Annotated in this window: 17 protein-coding genes; 4 read left to right on the forward strand and 13 right to left on the reverse strand. The window is 51.3% G+C overall.

Going from position 1 to position 17721, the window contains the following annotated elements:
• The 3 genes from FQ179_RS04750 to FQ179_RS04760 form a co-directional block, all read right to left on the reverse strand.
• On the reverse strand, positions 1 to 885 hold the full coding sequence (locus tag FQ179_RS04750; protein WP_149396099.1) for an AEC family transporter: 885 nt from the start codon (positions 883 to 885) through the stop codon (positions 1 to 3).
• A 287-nt stretch (positions 886 to 1172) separates the two neighbouring features.
• Complete coding sequence (locus FQ179_RS04755) at positions 1173 to 1433, reverse strand: hypothetical protein (protein WP_149396100.1); 261 nt, start codon at positions 1431 to 1433, stop codon at positions 1173 to 1175.
• 792 nt (positions 1434 to 2225) lie between these two features.
• The gene (locus tag FQ179_RS04760; RefSeq protein ID WP_149396101.1) at positions 2226 to 4445 is read right to left on the reverse strand and encodes an OsmC domain/YcaO domain-containing protein; all 2220 of its coding nucleotides are present in this window, start codon (positions 4443 to 4445) and stop codon (positions 2226 to 2228) included.
• Positions 4446 to 4768: 323 nt separating this feature from the next.
• On the opposite strand from FQ179_RS04760, the gene FQ179_RS04765 reads away from it, so the two are divergent.
• Positions 4769 to 4966, forward strand: a complete 198-nt coding sequence (locus FQ179_RS04765; protein WP_149396102.1) for a hypothetical protein — start codon at positions 4769 to 4771, stop codon at positions 4964 to 4966.
• Between the two features lie 304 nt (positions 4967 to 5270).
• On the opposite strand, the gene FQ179_RS04770 is transcribed toward FQ179_RS04765, so the two are convergent.
• From FQ179_RS04770 to FQ179_RS04815, 10 genes are all read right to left on the reverse strand, one after another.
• Positions 5271 to 6128 carry a glycine betaine ABC transporter substrate-binding protein gene (locus tag FQ179_RS04770; protein WP_149396103.1) on the reverse strand — a complete coding sequence of 286 codons (858 nt, stop codon included), beginning with the start codon at positions 6126 to 6128 and terminating at the stop codon, positions 5271 to 5273.
• A 114-nt stretch (positions 6129 to 6242) separates the two neighbouring features.
• Positions 6243 to 6506, reverse strand: a complete 264-nt coding sequence (locus FQ179_RS04775; protein WP_149396104.1) for a hypothetical protein — start codon at positions 6504 to 6506, stop codon at positions 6243 to 6245.
• Between the two features lie 95 nt (positions 6507 to 6601).
• Entirely contained in the window at positions 6602 to 7012 is a 411-nt protein-coding gene (locus tag FQ179_RS04780; RefSeq protein WP_149396105.1) for a hypothetical protein, read from the reverse strand.
• An 839-nt stretch (positions 7013 to 7851) separates the two neighbouring features.
• Complete coding sequence (locus FQ179_RS04785) at positions 7852 to 8592, reverse strand: amino acid ABC transporter ATP-binding protein (protein WP_149396106.1); 741 nt, start codon at positions 8590 to 8592, stop codon at positions 7852 to 7854.
• Positions 8579 to 9229, reverse strand: coding sequence for an amino acid ABC transporter permease (locus FQ179_RS04790; RefSeq protein WP_149396107.1), 651 nt, complete (start codon positions 9227 to 9229; stop codon positions 8579 to 8581). Before FQ179_RS04790 ends, FQ179_RS04785 begins: the two co-directional genes overlap by 14 nt.
• Complete coding sequence (locus FQ179_RS04795) at positions 9226 to 9924, reverse strand: amino acid ABC transporter permease (protein WP_149396108.1); 699 nt, start codon at positions 9922 to 9924, stop codon at positions 9226 to 9228. Before FQ179_RS04795 ends, FQ179_RS04790 begins: the two co-directional genes overlap by 4 nt.
• 146 nt (positions 9925 to 10070) lie before the next feature.
• Positions 10071 to 10877, reverse strand: coding sequence for a transporter substrate-binding domain-containing protein (locus tag FQ179_RS04800; RefSeq protein ID WP_149396109.1), 807 nt, complete (start codon positions 10875 to 10877; stop codon positions 10071 to 10073).
• A gap of 1092 nt (positions 10878 to 11969) precedes the next feature.
• Positions 11970 to 12308, reverse strand: coding sequence for a DUF3325 domain-containing protein (locus FQ179_RS04805; protein ID WP_149396110.1), 339 nt, complete (start codon positions 12306 to 12308; stop codon positions 11970 to 11972).
• Positions 12305 to 13921, reverse strand: a complete 1617-nt coding sequence (locus FQ179_RS04810) for a PepSY domain-containing protein (RefSeq protein WP_149396111.1) — start codon at positions 13919 to 13921, stop codon at positions 12305 to 12307. The genes FQ179_RS04805 and FQ179_RS04810 overlap by 4 nt, the downstream gene beginning before the upstream one ends.
• Positions 13918 to 14253, reverse strand: a complete 336-nt coding sequence (locus FQ179_RS04815) for a hypothetical protein (RefSeq protein WP_149396112.1) — start codon at positions 14251 to 14253, stop codon at positions 13918 to 13920. The genes FQ179_RS04810 and FQ179_RS04815 overlap by 4 nt, the downstream gene beginning before the upstream one ends.
• A 94-nt stretch (positions 14254 to 14347) precedes the next feature.
• Here FQ179_RS04815 and FQ179_RS04820 point away from each other — a divergent pair, with 94 nt between their 5' ends.
• Genes FQ179_RS04820 through FQ179_RS04830 form a run of 3 tightly spaced genes read left to right on the forward strand, consistent with a single transcriptional unit; the run spans position 14348 to position 17545 of the window.
• Positions 14348 to 15028: a response regulator transcription factor gene (locus tag FQ179_RS04820; RefSeq protein WP_149396113.1), complete on the forward strand. Its 681-nt coding sequence runs from the start codon at positions 14348 to 14350 to the stop codon at positions 15026 to 15028.
• Entirely contained in the window at positions 15021 to 16358 is a 1338-nt protein-coding gene (locus FQ179_RS04825) for a HAMP domain-containing sensor histidine kinase (RefSeq protein ID WP_149396114.1), read from the forward strand. Before FQ179_RS04820 ends, FQ179_RS04825 begins: the two co-directional genes overlap by 8 nt.
• 56 nt (positions 16359 to 16414) lie before the next feature.
• The gene (locus FQ179_RS04830; protein WP_149396115.1) at positions 16415 to 17545 is read left to right on the forward strand and encodes a YncE family protein; all 1131 of its coding nucleotides are present in this window, start codon (positions 16415 to 16417) and stop codon (positions 17543 to 17545) included.
• Positions 17546 to 17721: the final 176 nt, after the last annotated feature.

Raw genomic sequence — 17721 nt, forward strand, 5'->3', positions numbered from 1 at the left:
CTAGACCCAGGTCAGCGTCACCCACACCACCAGCGGGATGACCAACACCGACATTGCATTGCCCATCAACACCACTGCCGCGACAGAGCGCGGTTCTACATCATAAAGCTCACACAACAGATAATTAATGACGGCCGGAGGCAGCAACGCTGACAAAATAATCAGACGCGTCCAGTCTTGTGTCAGCGGCAACAACCACACTACCGGAATCAACGTCAGTACACCAGCCAACAGATAGATAAGATTGATGCGCAGGGCTTTGTTTATGTTTTCGATGCGATCTTGTGCCAGTCGCACACCCAGAGCAAACAGCATCAGAGGAATGGCAATCTGCCCCACCAGATCAACCGTAGTCAGGACGAATTCCGGTATCCACTGACGCTGTGATGACAACAGCAGGCCCAGCACCGCCGCCCAGACGTTTGGGTTGCGCACCCATTCCCAACGGCTTCTGCCGCTAGAAAGAATAAATAACCCGAGCGAAAACTGCAGCAGGTTCGTCAGGGCAAACAGCAGCACGATATCGCCCAGCTGGTCCTTGCCATAGGCCAACATCATCAGCGGGATACCGACGTTGCCTGTGTTACGAAACATACCCGTAACGACAAAAGCAGGCCGGCTCATCCCGGCATTGCGCACCAGCAACAGCAGTATGCCGGGTATGACGCAGATCAACACCCCCGCCGCTATCAGCGGCCAGCCCCGCGTCAGATCCACCGGGTTGTTCAGTAGCGCCGAAAACACCAGTGCCGGACAGAACAGCACCACATTGGCATTGTTAATGAAGCTCATGTCGGACGCACGCAAATGACGTCGCCCGAATCCGAAACCCAGGGCCGCGATGGCAAACACCGGCAAAACAATATTCAGTAGCGTGAGCAGCATGGGTACTCGAGAAGGGAGTGCAAAAAATCTGCGAAAAAATACGGCCCTTGAGGCCGCGTGGGTCTAGGCTGCCAGTGTACCTTGGACGGCCGTCGCCCTATTCGTCGTGCGTCATAGGTTCAACGCCATAACGCATGCTTTGAAACTCCGAAAATTCGAGCGCCGCGACGGTCTCCACCTCTCCACGTGGCAATACCAGTACGCCTGATCGAGTTCGACAACGTGGTTCGGCTTTGTGGACCTCGATGCTGTATTGTTTGCGCTCAGTGTGAGATGGAGCGTCTTTCTTATGCAGAAAGCTTGCTTTGTTTTTGGTTGGCTTGGCTTGTGCGGTTTTTAATGAGATCAACTATCTGCGCGTTCATAGCCAGCCTTTGTTCCCTGGCAGCAAACCACCGTGCGCGTAGCTTGATCTGTTGCGCAAAATTATCACCCTGCTCTGCTGATTGCAGCAAACCCAGCAACGTTTGCTCTTGTATTTTTAACGCCATAAATACATGCGTTGCTGCATCAACTCGCTTGGTCCAAGGCTCAATGTAATTATCCATCTATGAAGTACACCGTTCTGTTTTTTTGCGATTAGGTTGAGACCAAGGCTCGAGCAGAGTCACAAAGTGAAGCAATAATCTAGGTTTTAAAAGCAGAAATTTCCTGTGATAGGTGTAAATCACACAACATATTACTGGTCTAGTTACTATCAAATATATCGTATCGTGACGATATATATGCATAAAATGAGGGCCTTATTATTACAATCCTCTGTGTACGCTTTCTGAAGGTACTTGTTTTTTGAGTTCATTTTAGCAGTTATTAACATAAGATAAGCCGTACTAGTGTATATGGATTGAGCCGTGATCCAGTTTCTGTTGACGAACAACAGAGTTTTCTTCCCAACTAGCACTCTATCTTATTACACATTGCTACGTAGAAAAACATTGTATCTACGTGATTAATATCTGATATCGCACCGCGAGCGTCACCTATTTATCGGGTCATTAAGTAAGCGGGCCATGCATGGCTGGCCTTCTAAGACACGACGTTCGTTGCCATACCGTTTGAGGCTTCAACGACACCATCTGGCAGACTCAGCTTTGGCACCGCAAGGTTTTCCTGCAGATGTGCAAGTGACGACGTGCCGGATCAACCCTTGCTGCTTAAGCTCAGCCAGCGCAGTACGTACGGCTGCGTCAGCGCTGTCGGCGTTGCGCGTAAATTCCAACGCCAACGCCTGTCGTGACAAATAAATCACACGCGAATTACTCCACTCATGCGTTCCTAAGGGTTCGTAGAATTAATTGGGGACTGGAGTGCGTGAGCGAATCGGATATTCCCATAAACTGCTACGCGTGGATGGGCGCATTGCCTACAGCCGCTATATTGGATCGCGCCTTATGCAATTTCTTGTAGCTGTCAATCAACCGGTGGTGTCTTTCGAGACCCTCCAGTTTCATACTGGTTGGCGTGAGCCCAAAGAAACGCACACTGCCGTCCAATGCACCCATTACGGCGTCCATGCGCGCATCGCCAAACATCCGACGAAAGTTGACCACGTAGTCGTCGAGTTCCATATCGTCATCGAGCAGCACCTCGAGCACGACATTTAAAGCCTGGTAAAACAACCCACGCTCCACAGTATTGTCGTTGTACTGCAGGAAGGCTCCCACGAGCTCTTGCGCCGTCTCGAATTCTTGCAAGGCAAGATTAATCAGCAGCTTTAACTCTAGAACGGTTAGCTGTCCCCAGTCAGTATTTTCGTCAAACTCGACGCCGATCAACGTGGCAATATCGGAGTACTCATCGAGGTCGCTATCCTCCAGCCGCTCAAGCAGCGCTACCAGGCCGGCATCGTCTAGCCTGTGCAAGTTCAATATATCGGAGCGAAACAACAGCGCCTTGTTGGTGTTATCCCAGATCAAGTCCTCTGCCGGGTAAATCTCCGAATAATCGGGCACTAAAATGCGGCAGGCTACGGCACCCAACTGGTCGTACACCGCCATGTAGACCTCTTTGCCCATGTCTTCGAGAATGCCCAACAACGTGGCGGCTTCCTGTGCGTTAGCGTTTTCACCCTGAGATGAAAAGTCCCACTGAACGAACGCGTAATTTGATTTGGCGCTGAAAAAGCGCCAGGACACCACGCCGCTGGAATCAATGAAGTGCTCGACAAGGTTGTTTGACTCAGTCACGGCGTCACTGACAAAGGTCGGCTGAGGCAGGTCGTTAAGGCCTTCAAAGCTGCGGCCCTGTAATAATTCTGTAAGACTGCGCTCTAGCGCCACCTCGAAGCTTGGGTGCGCGCCAAACGACGCAAAGACCCCACCCGTTCTAGGGTTCATTAAGGTGACGCACATTACAGGGTAGGTGCCGCCCAACGACGCGTCTTTAACCAGCACAGGAAAGCCCTGCTCTTCCAAAGCCTGAATGCCAGCCTGAATGCCTGGGTATTTCGCCAGCACGTCGTCTGGTACATCAGGCAACGCGATTTCACCTGCAAGAATTTCGCGCTTTACCGCCCGCTCGAAAATTTCGGACAGACTTTGCACCTGTGCTTCAACCAGCGTATTACCCGCACTCATGCCATTGCTAACGAACAGGTTATCGATCAGGTTAATGGGGAAATACACTACTTCGCCGTCTGACTGCCGCACATACGGTAGCGAACATATACCGCGCTGGCTATTACCGGAGTTGGTGTCGTACAAATGCGAGCCGTAAAGCTCGCCATCTGGGTTGTAAATTTGCAGACAGTAGTCATCCAGGATTTGAGCAGGCAGTGCATCTTCAGGGCCGGGCTTGAACCAGCGCTCGTTCGGGTAATGTACAAACGCCGCATTGGCGATATCTTCGCCCCAAAACGCATCACCATAAAGATAATTGCAATTGAGGCGCTCGATAAACTCGCCCAACGCCGAAGCCAGCGCGCTTTCTTTGGTTGCCCCCTTGCCGTTGGTAAAACACATGGGCGAGTGCGCATCGCGAATATGCAGCGACCACACATTGGGAACAATATTGCGCCATGAGGCGATTTCTATCTTCATGCCCAAGCCAGCCAAAATACCCGACATATTGGCAATGGTTTGTTCCAAAGGCAGGTCCTTGCCGGCAATATAGGTGCTGGCGTCAGCAGCCGGTTTCAATGTCAGCAACGACTGAGCATCAGCATCTAAATTTTCGACCTCTTCAATGACAAACTCGGGCCCGGTCTGCACCACCTTTTTCACAGTACAACGCTCAATGGAGCGCAAAATACCGCGGCGGTCTGCATCCGAAATATCAGGCGGCAACTCGACCTGGATCTTGAAAATCTGCTGGTAGCGGTTTTCTGGATCTACAATATTGTTCTGCGACAGACGGATATTTTCGGTAGGGATATTGCGCGTCACACAGTACAGCTTTACAAAATAAGCGGCACACAAGGCGGATGAGGCCAGAAAATAATCAAAGGGGCCTGGTGCCGAACCATCGCCCTTATAGCGGATAGGTTGGTCGGCCACTACCGTGAAGTCATCGAATTTTGCTTCAAGACGTAGCTTGTCGAGAAAGTTGACTTTAATTTCCATGTGTAAACTCTAAAAAATTGGAATCGGTGAACTTCCATGCGCCATGGTGATTTCCACAGCAGCGACAAGCACCAGACGGGGCCGCCACGAGTTTTTCCAGTATTCTTCAGAATACAAGAACCAACAAGCAGCAATCCAGAATAAAAAGCCCCGTAAAACCAGGGCTTTAATAGTTAATTAACCAGAGAAACCCTGAACTAGTCAGGGCAAAAAACAGGCTCAATAAAGTCAATCATTTACAGCAGCAGGTTCAATCGGAAACCGGCGTGTTCAGGCCATGTTAGCCAAAAAACGCATCTGCTTTGAAACTCTGCTCACGCTCAATGAGCAACAAAAGCATTGAATCTATTAGGCTATTTCAATTAACCCTTGATAATACCATTCAACATGCTATCTCCATAAACCCGTTTCATGTTGCCTGGGTCTGTGTGGCGTTGCCTGGCCTGCTTGATGCTGCCATGCTTTTTGAAGCTGTCATGGTTTTACCTGAATTTATCAATACATCGATGCCGTATGGATAAATCGCATGTGTACGTCTCGGCGCAGCGTATGGCTGCAACGCTGCCCATACTACGCAAGGTCTGAACAAGTCGGTTTTCAGCTGAATCCACTGTCGCGAACGATTGATTTTATTGAATCTGTTTTTGTCGACCTCGGTCTTCTTCAGACTCTCCCTAGACGAGGTGGCCCCCTGTCCAAAGCTACGACAGATTGGTAACATTCTTGGGTTGGTCGCGCCAAGAATTCCATATCTGTCGCAGCAAGTACGCTAATGAACAAAAACACGTCCCACAAAAGGAGACATGTCCTGCAAAAGCGAGTTTGTTAGCTTTCACCCAGCCATTGCTTTACCTTTTCAGGGTTTTCGTCTACCCATTTTTTTGCATTTTCATAGGGGTCGCTGCCTTCGGCCTCGTTCATCAGAAGCACTTTCCCCATGTCGTCGGGAGCCCAATAGAAGTTATTCAGAATTTTATAGGCGCCTGGCAAGTCTTCTTTCAGGCCGTTGCGCGCAATCGTGTGAATTTGCTCGGCACCACCATAAACGCCTTTTGGGTCATCCAAATACTTAAGATCCCATCCGGCAAACATCCAGTGTGGTGTCCAGGCGGTAACCACGACATCCTCGTGACGTTTAATGGCAGTGCCCAGTGCCGCAGTCATCGTCGCATCGCTGCCATCGCGTAATTTCAGCGTCAAGCCGTAGTCTTTTACAGCCTGTTCTGTCAAGCGCTGTATTCCCGCACCGGGGTCGATTCCGATAATTTCGCGGTTGAAGGCATCAGCATGGTCATTGAGATCTTCAATAGAATTGGCTTCAGAGCATGCAGGCACTGCCAGACCCAGCTTTGTGCCATCCAGGTTTGGACCCAGATCGACCACTGCATCGCCGATCTGCTTCGCATAGTCAGCCTGAGATGTTGGCAGCCAGGCGCCTAAAAACGCATCCGCATCATGAGTTTTTGTTGCCTGCCACACCACAGCTGCTGCCAGTGATGTGGTTTTTACGTCGTAACCCGCTTTTTCCAGAACTACGCGTGCGACGTTAGTGGAGGCAATATTTGATGACCACTCTACGTATGCTAGATGAACGGTGCCTTTGCTCTCAGCATGAGCCATACCGCCCAGCAAACTTGTGCAGGCGGCAAGTGCCACCGTCAACGTTTGTACACGGCGACCCATGCTTGTTAGTGCTGATATAATTAGTCCTGTAATGATTCGTAGTGTACTCATTGTAGACAATACGTCATTTCTACGCATCTCGGGCTATTCAGCACATCAGCAATCCCCGGTAAATTAGTGCGGTGGCATGAACGTTGACCCTCCTGGCAGCTCGGGGCCTGTCCTCTGTATATCGCCTGTAACGGTATCGGTGAACCGATTCATAAAGTCCAGCAAGCCGGTGTCGTTCTCGGTGTGTGTAGAAGTAGAATTGAAATGCCCCGACACATTTCCATATTCAGTGGGGACGCCGTGCACGTCATGACGGACGACTTGCAATTGAAACCAGCCTACCAGATGATTATGCTCGGCCTGCTCCAACACGAGCTTGGGTGTCATGCAAGGAGCATCATTGCAAACACCCCATTTGGTCGAGTCATCCCCAGCCATCGCTTGCGCGCCGGCCATTGAAGTAGCCCACTCTGGAACGACCCCTACCTTGAAGTTACGCCTGTTACCGTCTGCGCACCACCACTACGCCCGGGCAGAGTTGCAGTCAGCATTAGAAGGCAATCTTGACTGCCATGTCGGCCATTGAATTGGGCCGATAGCGGGGTTTCACTCTGAGCCCGAGCCTTATCGGCAGCAGTATCGATGATGGCGCCGGTTTGTCCCGCCATGGCGGCAGCCATCTTATCCTCAACAAGGGCACGCAGCGCCTCCATCTTGTCCAGTGTATCGGCATTGATAATCATATTATTATCTTGTCCCATGTCCGTTGCTCCCGCCAGCCCTCTAGCCTTGATTTTTGCCAGTTCCTTAGCCTGCATCTCCACAAGCTCTTTAGCCATTATTTGTGCCTTATCAAAGTCGCTTTCAAGATTTTTTTTTGCCTGAGGAAGCATGCGCTCAAGTTCCGTGCCAACGCCGTCAGGCGTCATAAGGACGAAAGACGCCCGTGCAGTAGCTCCACCCGTGCAATTCCACATGGCGCCAGGCCCCTGCACATGTCAACCTGGGCCAGGCCTGTTACCTGCCATGGGCCGGGCTGCTCAAAAATATAGCGCAGATACGTCAGACGGCGCGGGTCGTCGGGCCGCGTGCTCCCCAGCATCTCGCCCATTGCATACCAAAAGCCCCAAGTGCCATAGCTGCACAAATACGACAAACCTTCAGCCCGATGCTGTTTAATCAGGCTCTGGTCGCGTGAACTGTCACGCAGATTCTGCGGCAATGAGGGCCAATGCAGTGGCTGATCACAATAGCGTACCCAATTACCACGGGACGAGCCTTTGAAGGGGTGACCGTATCGGTAACCATTGCTGTATTCCAGCCAACAAATCTGAACGTAGGACGCAGACCCTTCCGTTATCCAGTCATCCCCACTGATACTTGCCTTGCGGCATTTTGGGGGGCCACTGTGCCCATTCCGGCGCAGCAAACACCAGACCAACAAGGAGGGCTGCCAACCTGCAGCACTTGGCCTTGCTACACACTTCACTGTGAATCTTGTTCATCAGTCACTTCCCTGCAAAGTAGTCTTCAAATCGTGTGCAGCCTTGTGTAGTTTCTTGTTGAATTTACTACAGACAAACTGAAATCACCCCGTTCCAATGAACGGGGTGATTCGTATGGAAATTCAATAGATTGGCTTGGGTTTGCGCGGTAAAGAGATACACAATAATCAATCAGCCCAGACGCCTGCCTGACGGGATGAGATTCCCAGAGGTGCAGCAAGAGATTGCTACTCTGCTCGTCTTGTCCCGGCGCCGATAAACTGGCGCGCCTCGGGCGTTTGGGGGTCGGAGAAAAATGCTTCGGAAGGCGCAGCCTCCCATATTTTTCCTTGATGCATGAAAACGGTAATGTGCGCCATACGACGAGCAAACTCCATCTCGTGCGTAACAAGCAGCATCGTCATCCCAGCACGTGCCAATTTTTCCATCACCATCAGCACTTCCTGGGTAAGTTCAGGGTCAAGTGCTGACGTGACTTCATCAAACAGCATGACTTGCGGCTCCATTGCCAGTGAACGTGCTATCGCCACTCGTTGCTGCTGACCACCCGACAATTGCTCTGGGTACGCATCGCGCTTATGATCGAGCCCGACCTGTGTCAATACCTTGATTGCGGTGTCACGCGCCGTCTCTATCGGGATTTTTTTGACAATTCGGGGCGAGAGCATGACGTTTTCCTCAACTGTCAGATGAGGAAACAGGTTATAGCTTTGGAACACCATGCCCACATCTTTACGCAGATTGATCAAGCCAGCGCCTTTAGTGGTCAGCGTATGACCGGCTACCTTGATGCTGCCGCTATTGATCATCTCGAGGCCATTAATGCAACGCAGCATCGTACTTTTCCCCGAACCGCTGCGACCAATGACCGCAACCACTTGCCCGCGTTCGACCGATAGCGAAATTCCATTGAGTACTTGGGTCTCGCCGAACTTCTTGGTGATGTTATCGATCTCAACGATGGGCATGCAATTTCCTTTCCAAGAAAAAACCGAAGCGCGACAACGGGTAGCACATTACAAAATAAAGCGCAGCGACGACCGGAAACACCACGAACGGTTGAAATGTCGCATTACTGACAAGCTTGCCGGCCAGTGTGAGTTCCACCAGACCGATAATCGAAGCAATGGATGTGTTCTTAATAAGCTGAACCAGAAAGCCAACCGTGGGGGGCAATGAAATGCGCAGCGCTTGCGGCAAAATTACGTGACGCAACTGTTGCCAGCGATTCATCGCCAGAGCCGTCGACGCTTCCCATTGCGGTACGGCTACAGCCTCAATCGACCCGCGCCAAATGTCTCCAAGGTAGGCTGCCGAGTAAATCGTCATCGCTACCGTCGCAGCGATCATGGGGGGCATTTCAAAGCCAAAAATCGCCAAACCGTAAAACGCCAGAAACAAGATGATCAAGACCGGCGTACCCTGAATAATCTGAATGTAGATAGCAGCAATAACACGCAGCATCCTCGTATTCGAAGTGCGCAAAAGCGCCACCACAAAGCCGGCGATTCCGCCGAAGAAAAATGCCAGTGCCGAGAGCAACAAAGTCCAGCGCCCTGCCTCGACAATAAACCTGAACTGATCCCAAGAGAATTCTGCAATCATGCCATTCCTCTAGCACGTGACACACCGAGTCGACGACGGCGTTTAAACACAAACAGCCCAATGCCCCAGAAGCTGAAACGGAACAATAGCGCCAGTGCGATATACAGCACCATCACGACCAGGAATATCTCGAAACTGCGAAACGTCTGAGCGTCCAGTAGGCTGGCAGCCGAGGTCAGATCTTCCGCCGATATGGTCGACACCAGGCTTGAGGCCAACATCATGAGCGTGAACTGGCTAGCCAAAGCCGGATAGACCTTTTCCAAGGCTGGCGTTAACACTACGTGACGTATTACTTGCCACTTCGTCATCGCAAGCGCTTGGGCGGCTTCAATCTGCGAATGATGAATCGCCATCATGCCGGCGCGCACAATTTCAGTCGAGTAAGCCCCCAGATTGACCGTCATTGCTAAAAGCGCCGCCCAGTTGGCATTAATCTGCACACCTACAGCGGGTAGGCCAAAAAATATAATGAACAGCTGCACAAGAAAAGGAGTGCTGCGTACGACTTCCACATATGAGGTCACCACTAGTCGCGCGAGGCGAGAGCCATGAATGCTTACAATAGCACCCACAATTCCGACTGCAAGACCGCAGATCATAGAAAGCGCACTCAGCCGTATAGTGAGCAAGGCTCCCCACAGCAACTTATCCATATGCTGAAAGATAAATGCGAATTGAAAATCGTAAGACATCCTCTGCTCCTTGCAGAGCCGCCCAAATTAGGCGACCGCATCAGTAGAACGTAATGGCATTACTCCGGCATCTGACCGGACGTGCATAACTCCCATGCACTACCCGGTCAAACACCAGCTCACGGCTCTTTACCTTTGGCTACGTTCTAGAACACAGGCAAATTTGGCAAAGGTGTTCCGGCCCATTTTTGCGAAATCACATCCAGCTCGCCGTTCAATTTGATGTAGTAGATGAAGTTATTCAGCCACCGTTGCAGATCAAATGCGCCTTTACGTACTGTCATAGAGTTTGGTTGCACTGAAAACGGAAATTTCATCTCGACTTTTCCAGCCCCGCGGGTCTTCACTATCTCAAGTGCCAAAACACTGGGGATAGCGATCGCATCAATTTGGTTACTCAGTAACGCCTGAGTTACGGTCGCATCGTCTTCAAACCGAACCAGTTCGGTCGACTTGGATGCGACACGGCTAAGTGCGCTATCTTGCGTAGTGCCGCGTGCAACCCCGACCCGCTTACCGTCCAGGTCACCAAGCGTCTTGTATTGGTCCTGAACAGGACCAACGATGGCTAGTTCAAAACCGTTATAAGGAATCGTAAACATCACAGATTTCGCCCGCTCTGGCGTTGGTGCCAGTGTAGCAACGAGGAAATCAACTTTTCCGGACTCCAAGGCCGGAATGCGTGCAGGCGGCGTCAGTGGAACCACCTCGACTGGTAAGCCCATATACTTACCAACCAGATTGGCGACATCGATGTCATAACCTACCGGTGTTCCTTTTGCGTCAATACTGCCAAACGGTGGAAGTCCGCTGATGACGCCGATTTTTATCTTTCCCTTGGCAATCAAATCGCTAACTGTTTGTGCCTGGGCCGTTGCAGTTATGCCCACGGCACATGCGGCGGCAAACGCCAGCGGAATAATCGTATTATTGATAATTTTTTTAATGTTCATTTTATTGTCTCCTGAGTATCGTTTTAACGCCCCGGCCGATGTCGACGAGGCTGAGTTTATATAGATCGAACTCGCGTCCTGTATAGCCCTGCACCGAACCCCTCTGCTCCTAAAAGACCGACCACACATAAAAGAAAACGTCGTTTTTTTGTGAATAATTATGTTTGAAAAGCGGCGTGATGATTTATCTGAACTTAAGCGCCTCTTCAAATATCGCTTCTTTCGATGACAGCCTCATCACCGTTTGATAGATTTTTTCCGGGCAGCTAGCGCAATGCAGATAATTGGTTTGCCCAGACACAATTTTTCAGAAGTGGTGTAGCAGTAGATGGAGCGCTCTTAATACAGCGCCGTCATGTGCAGATGCTCAGGGTTGTTAAACCAATCCCCTAGAACGCAAATAGAAGGGTTTCATAGAATCGTTATCCATATGCCCCTGAAAACTCATGGATAAAAAAGATTTTTATCTCCTTCAAGGAATACTATAGGTACACACTTGCACGGGTCAACAATAAAACCGTAGCTTTAGGCTAGTACATTCCCTTACATGGACCTCAGGGAAATGAAGCTTGTTTTAAATTTGGTTTAAGTTTAATTTCATATATAAAATAAAACCTCTTATGCGAAATCGTAACGGCAACCACGCTTTTTTTAGGCCAGATCATCAGCTCTGCCGAAAAACTGGAAAAATACTGCGTATGAAGGGTCCGTTAGAGAAAAAACTCTGTCCAGATAAAAATCGCCTAGCGAGAGCCAAAGATGCGTAGACACAGTGAGGTTGTTAGAAAAAACGTCTAGAACAACGAGAACTATGATGACGTTAGTCGCAACTAGCCGTAATAACGTCACGGGAATCGACAGCTCGCCCCCTGGATTCCCGTCGATGCCATTGAGCGCGTGGTTGCCAGTGTTTTTGAGACCGTACATACCTGACCACATCACACGCCCATAGATCGATTACAGCTCCTTTCTGAATAAATCCTGGAGAATGAGTTGACCCCAAGTGTGGCAGCGGGCGTGCACTATCGCGTCGCCCCCGCCGACTAATTGCTTCTCCAATCGTTCAGGGCAGGCGCGTATTTCTGGTAGCGGCTATCCGCCACTCACACCCTTGCTCAGAATCAGCGCAGCCATCGCGAGCGTCAGTACACCCGCCCGAAGCATAAGCCGGGGAACATAGTTCAGGACAAGGACGCACAGACCGGCTGGTATTGTTAGCATGGCTATCCCCAGCGCGAGCCCCACCGAAGTGCTAAGGTTTTGCATGCAAGTCATTAGAGCCGCCACCAGCAGTAACCAGCCCAAGCCTGTGAGCAGCCGATGTGCGGGGTTAGCCAACGATTTCTTAAATACAACCGACTGATACCTTTCCATATTGATGCCCAGCAGGCAAAAACCGGCAAAGCCCAACATCATGCCTGCGAAAATCATGTGACAGCCCCTTCGCAACTTGCCGGCGCTTTGCGGGCCACCACAACCCTCTTGGGCGACACCACAGGGCGCCGGATAAGTAGGTATGCAGACCAGGCAGACACGGCGGCGACAGCCAGTAAGATCAAATCCACGCCAGCGACAAGCCAGCGACCATCACTCAGCGTCGCCAGCAAGTGCGATTGCGACAGGTAGAAAAAGCTGAATATCGGCAGGCCGACATACACCAGCGCAGTAAAGAGCAGCTGTTCAATCCATGCGCGCTTGTCGCTTCGAAAAAGCGGGTGCAGAAAACACAACAGCCAGGCAAGGAAAAAGAAACGTATCTCCCAAAGTGAACGATTGGGCAGCGCCTCAGGCAATAACCGGTTAGCCCAAAAGTAAATACCTAGGGCAAGCGGAAGGCCTATAAGGGTACCGATGTTCAGCACGCGAACCAGGCGATCACCGAATGGAGTCGTACCGGCCTTAGCGCGCATGGGGCGCCGTTTAACTACCCACAGCACCAGGCCGGTGGCTATCATGCCAGTGCCCAGCACGCCTGCAATAAAAGAGAGCCAGCGCAGGCTGATATCGGCAAACCTCAACAAGTGCAGGCTGGTGAAAACATTGTAGATAGCCCTGACCGTGTCAGTATCTGCCGGCGCCGCATCGGGCAATTGCATGCCAGTTGCGCCATCAAACCGCAAGCGCTTGCTTTGGCCCCTGTCAATTAAACTGTCTCCGCCATGCTGCCTCAACTCAATGACGGACTGAGTCGTCCCTGGCTGACTGACAGTAATGCCAACTACAGCACCAGACCATTGTTGCTGGGCCTGAGCGATTAAGGGTGCTATGGGCGTAAGCGGTGCAGCTGAAGCAGTGGGTGCCTGGGTGGCAAGACTGGCGACGGCACTTACGCCTCGTGAACGGTTTTCTGCAAAGAACCGAGCCGTATCCCCATCATAAGCAGTCTGCAAACCCCATGGCATCATCATGAACATGAACAAAAGCAAACCGCTGTAGGTAATCATGAAATGGAATGGCAGTGAAATCACCGCCAGCACATTGTGTGCATCCATCCAGGAACGCTGCCCTTTTTTTGGTCGAAAGGTAAAAAAATCCCTGAGGATTTTCTTATGGACGATCACGCCGCTGATGATGGCAATAAGCATAAACATTGTCGCAATGCCTACGATCCAACGTGCCCATACGCGTGGCATGCCGTACAGTTCAAAGTGGAAGCGATACAGAAAATTTGCGCCTCGCGTCTCTCTAGCTTGTAGCGTTTGCCCACTGGTTGCGTCGATCACAACACGCTTTCCGCCCCCTTTGGTCATGCGCTCGCCTTGCTCATACCACTGAGCCTGAACACTTTGGTTTCGTTCGGTGGGCAGGGTAATAGACCATGAGGCCGCGTCAGGGGCCAGTTGCTGCATCGTTTTAATAACGCGGGCCGGCGTTTCTGCATCTGGCTTGGAGGCGTGCAATTCAGGCTTCATCCAAAATGAAACCTCGTCCCTGAAGAAACTTACTGTTCCCGTGAAGAAGATTGCATATAGAAGCCATCCGAGCAAAAGCCCCGACCACGTGTGCAACCAAGAATTCGTTTGCCTGAAACCAAGCCCGTTCATTTGATAACCGCCGTACACAGCAAATGCACGGTAGGAAATGCTGCAGCAATCAATGCAACCAGCACTACTTTACGCAGTGCGGATGCCGCGTAGGCCCAGATGATAAATACGCTGTAGAGCGCGAACGACAGCATGGTTGAAGCAAGAACAGCTTGTGCGCTGGGCATTGGCACGACAAGACTGAGGCTTGCGGTATAAAGCGACACGACGACATAACCGACCGGGAAGACAAGCGCGGTGCGTAGGGCGATCTCCCATTTGCGCGACGCATCGGACAAAGGCACAGTCTTTTTGAGCGTGATCGTATTCGGTGGTCGTGGTGAAGTATGCATTATTTAAATAAGCCGTTAGAATAGTAATGAGAAGCAGTATTAATATTATTTACCATCATTATCATGCCATATCTTCCTGATGGCAGCCTGACCAATGCACATACTTGTCGTCGAAGATCACCCTGCTCTCCAACAATTGCTATCCGGTCATTTAAGAAATTGCGGCTTTGAGGTAGATATCGCCGCGAATGGTCGCGATGCACTAAAAGCCCTTACTGACCATTCATTTGATGCGCTTATTCTCGATCTGGGTTTGCCTGACATGGATGGCATGCAGGTACTGAAGCGTTCGCAGCCTCTCAAAACGCCTTGTCTAGTGCTGACTGCTCGTGATGCGCTCAACAGCCGCATTACGGCTTTAAACGCCGGCGCAGACGACTACGTTATAAAGCCGTTCGAGGTTGCCGAGCTTGAGGCTAGGTTGCGTGCGGTATTAAGACGATCAAGCACCGTTGACATGCATAAACTCATACGCGGCAATGTCACCTATGAGCGTGAATTCAGGTTTTTTCAGATCGCAGGCAAGGTCCTAGACCTGCCACGCCGCGAGTCACTGCTGCTAGAAGAAATGCTAAGAGTTGCGCCGCGCATCGTCATCAAAGACAGGTTGGAAGAGCATCTATACCCATCCGGTGAAGCCGTCACGCTCAACGCCATAGAGGCGCTGGTTTCACGTTTGCGACGCAAGCTGACCGACATGGGGGCAACGATCAAGATCGATACAGTGCGAGGCATCGGTTACCGCATTATCCATCAGGCCGTCACCGATGTTTAGGCGCAGCCTCGAACTAAGAATGCTGATTGCATTGTTGATCGTGTTTTCGTTAGGCTTCTGCAGCCTCGTACTTTATCTCTACGATTCACGCGATGAACTCAGACGTACGACGATGTTCATTCAGGCCCGGGAAATCACTGCGCGGTTTACCGCTGACAGCGATCCTGCCAGCCTCCCCACGCATTTTGCCGGCGGCGAACTGTCTTACACACTGTATTCACCGACAGGTGAGTACGTCTGGAAATCAGAAAACCTTGAGCAACCCCGAAGACTCAGGCTGCTAACCCTTCAAGACGAATACCGATTATTTCGCAAACCATTGCGCAGTGGCTTTGTCATTAACGTTCCTGTACTGCTGGACGACGGTTCAGTGCTGATGGTGGCCAAAAGAGATGATTTTGAACGTGAAACTATAGGTGCCCTGCTTACGACGCGTATGTTTCGAGGCATGATCATTCAGCTACTATTCTGTCTAGTGGCGGTCACCTTGATCGTCGGTTTGCTGCATTGGATGATGCGCCCAATCAGGCAGGCTGCTCGCCTGACAGATAAGTTTGGACCAGCCCATCCCGACTATCGCATTCCCCTGCACAAGCTTCCACGCGAAATCCTGCCTTTGGCTCAGGCCGCCAATAGCGGTATGGATCGTATGTCGCACGCCTATACTCTCGAAAAACGGTTCTTCGAAGACGCTGCCCATGAACTGCGTACGCCGCTGACGGTACTCGATTTGCGTCTGCAGCAGGCCAGACTGGGCGGCCAAACAGACTGGCTGGCTCTAACGCGTGATATGTCTCAAATTCGACGGCTGCTGGGGCAGCTACTTACACTGTCTTGCCATGAGCATGAGATGCCCCCCGGCGCTGAGTACATTGAATGCGTCAACGTGTCTCGTACCGCTCGCAAAGCAGCAGCAGTGATTATTCCCCTATTCGAAACAGCCCGGCGTGAATTAAGGGTAGAAATTGAAGACCACGTATTCGTTCACGGTAACGCAAATCTGCTTCATGAAACCCTGATCAACGTCATGGAGAACGCCCTGCTTCACGGTGCAGGCACCGTCACCTTGCGCGTTTTTACCAAGCCCGAGGCAGGCAGCATTATAGAAATCGTCGACGAAGGCACTGGGGTCGATCTGCAAACACAAAACCACATGTTCATGCGCTTTCGCAAAAACGTTCAGAGCACGACGGGATCAGGCCTGGGTTTGGCGATAGCCCGCCGGCATATATTGAATATGGGGGCAACCATCGCGTTTATTTCACAATCGCCATGCATCGTTCGCATGGTTTTTTGTTCGTCAGGTTCCGATCAGTCTATACGTGCATGATGCCAGCAATATGAGGTTAATTCTCATTTGCTTTCGCACATTTATAGGAAATCATAGTGACTGATCATGTTGAACCGTCTTACCGCCCACGTAGCGTGTTTCTAGCTGCATTCATAAGAAAATCGACGCCGTTTATGCTTGCACTGGCGCTCAGTGGGTGCGCCAGCCTTGCAAACACATCAAAAGAAAAGGCCGGTGCAGACAACGTTGCGCACACCACATCAACGGCAAAAACGATTCGCAGCGCTATCGCCCCGGGCCTGTTCGAACTTGTTCATGCGAATGGTATGTTGTTCGCCACGTCGGCCGGCGACGATCGACGCAATGGCGAAGCAGGCCATATTTTGCTGATCAATCCATACACGCTTGCTATCGCACAAACTGTTCAGAGCCCTGAAAAGCCGTTTGCACTCGCGGCAAACCACAAAACGAATACGCTTTACGTGGGCCACTCCATGGATCGTCGTGTCAGTGTCTATGACATGCAAACCATGACGCGCAAGGCAGTTATTCAGCTTGAAGGAGCAGATTCATCCGGCAAACCTTACCGCAGCCGCCAATTGCTGGTCGACGAGCGCACTGACACGGTCTATGTCAGTAGCCCATCTACCGACGGCCCCGTCTGGATCATTGACGGACCGAACATGAAGGTGAGCGGCACTATCGCAGGTGCAGGCGGCCCTGGCCTGACGCTTGATGCACAGCGCAACAGGCTCTACACCAGCGGGCGTGGGTTCTGGAGCAGCATTGACCTAGGCACAGGCAAAATTCTTGCCCGCCATTCAGTGCAAGACAAGGCAGAACGCTTTTTGGTAAACATTGACGCTGACCCTGAAAACAATCGCCTGTTTGCAAGCGACAGCAAGCATGGCGAGCTCCTGGTGCTAGACCCCGAAAATGGTCAGCTAATACGCACGATAACCACAGGCGCTGGCGCAATGGGCGTCAAGCACAATGCGTCGCGCCATGAGGTGTATGTCAGCAACAGAAAGTCGGGGACGGTTACCGTTGTGGACGCGAAAGAACTCGTGGTCAAGCAGTCAATTGACACGCCGCCCTTTCCCAATAGCTTTGCGTTAAGCCCAAATGGGCAAGAGGTCTTTATCAGCATCAAGCAATCACGCGACCCAAAGAGTGAAGGTTTCCGTGCAGACAAAAAGGAATCGATCGCGAAGATTGCGCGTTGATGCTTGCCCGGCATGACTGCGGGCGCGCGACCTCGTGTGGAAACAATGTTCACACGCTGACCGAGCAACTAAAGCAGGCATCGATCCAGTAGCAGAATCGCGCTGCTGTTCCGGACACGGTCTGCGCCAACCCGGGGCGTCGGGGCATCAAAGGCGAGATTATGGCCTGCGGCCTG

The sequence above is a fragment of the Pusillimonas sp. ANT_WB101 genome (assembly GCF_008369125.1).
Lineage (GTDB): Bacteria > Pseudomonadota > Gammaproteobacteria > Burkholderiales > Burkholderiaceae_B > Allopusillimonas.

Coding starts and splice junctions, on each gene's coding strand:
- FQ179_RS04790 (WP_149396107.1), bottom strand. CDS start 9,229: ATGATTGCAGAATTCTCTTGGGATCAGTTCAGGTTTATTGTCGAGGCA.
- FQ179_RS04800 (WP_149396109.1), bottom strand. CDS start 10,877: ATGAACATTAAAAAAATTATCAATAATACGATTATTCCGCTGGCGTTT.
- FQ179_RS04755 (WP_149396100.1), bottom strand. CDS start 1,433: ATGGATAATTACATTGAGCCTTGGACCAAGCGAGTTGATGCAGCAACG.
- FQ179_RS04810 (WP_149396111.1), bottom strand. CDS start 13,921: ATGAACGGGCTTGGTTTCAGGCAAACGAATTCTTGGTTGCACACGTGG.
- FQ179_RS04750 (WP_149396099.1), bottom strand. CDS start 885: ATGCTGCTCACGCTACTGAATATTGTTTTGCCGGTGTTTGCCATCGCG.
- FQ179_RS04825 (WP_149396114.1), top strand. CDS start 15,021: ATGTTTAGGCGCAGCCTCGAACTAAGAATGCTGATTGCATTGTTGATC.
- FQ179_RS04780 (WP_149396105.1), bottom strand. CDS start 7,012: ATGCTTCCTCAGGCAAAAAAAAATCTTGAAAGCGACTTTGATAAGGCA.
- FQ179_RS04765 (WP_149396102.1), top strand. CDS start 4,769: ATGAGCAACAAAAGCATTGAATCTATTAGGCTATTTCAATTAACCCTT.
- FQ179_RS04775 (WP_149396104.1), bottom strand. CDS start 6,506: ATGACACCCAAGCTCGTGTTGGAGCAGGCCGAGCATAATCATCTGGTA.
- FQ179_RS04760 (WP_149396101.1), bottom strand. CDS start 4,445: ATGGAAATTAAAGTCAACTTTCTCGACAAGCTACGTCTTGAAGCAAAA.
- FQ179_RS04820 (WP_149396113.1), top strand. CDS start 14,348: ATGCACATACTTGTCGTCGAAGATCACCCTGCTCTCCAACAATTGCTA.
- FQ179_RS04770 (WP_149396103.1), bottom strand. CDS start 6,128: ATGGGTCGCCGTGTACAAACGTTGACGGTGGCACTTGCCGCCTGCACA.
- FQ179_RS04815 (WP_149396112.1), bottom strand. CDS start 14,253: ATGCATACTTCACCACGACCACCGAATACGATCACGCTCAAAAAGACT.
- FQ179_RS04785 (WP_149396106.1), bottom strand. CDS start 8,592: ATGCCCATCGTTGAGATCGATAACATCACCAAGAAGTTCGGCGAGACC.
- FQ179_RS04805 (WP_149396110.1), bottom strand. CDS start 12,308: ATGATTTTCGCAGGCATGATGTTGGGCTTTGCCGGTTTTTGCCTGCTG.
- FQ179_RS04795 (WP_149396108.1), bottom strand. CDS start 9,924: ATGTCTTACGATTTTCAATTCGCATTTATCTTTCAGCATATGGATAAG.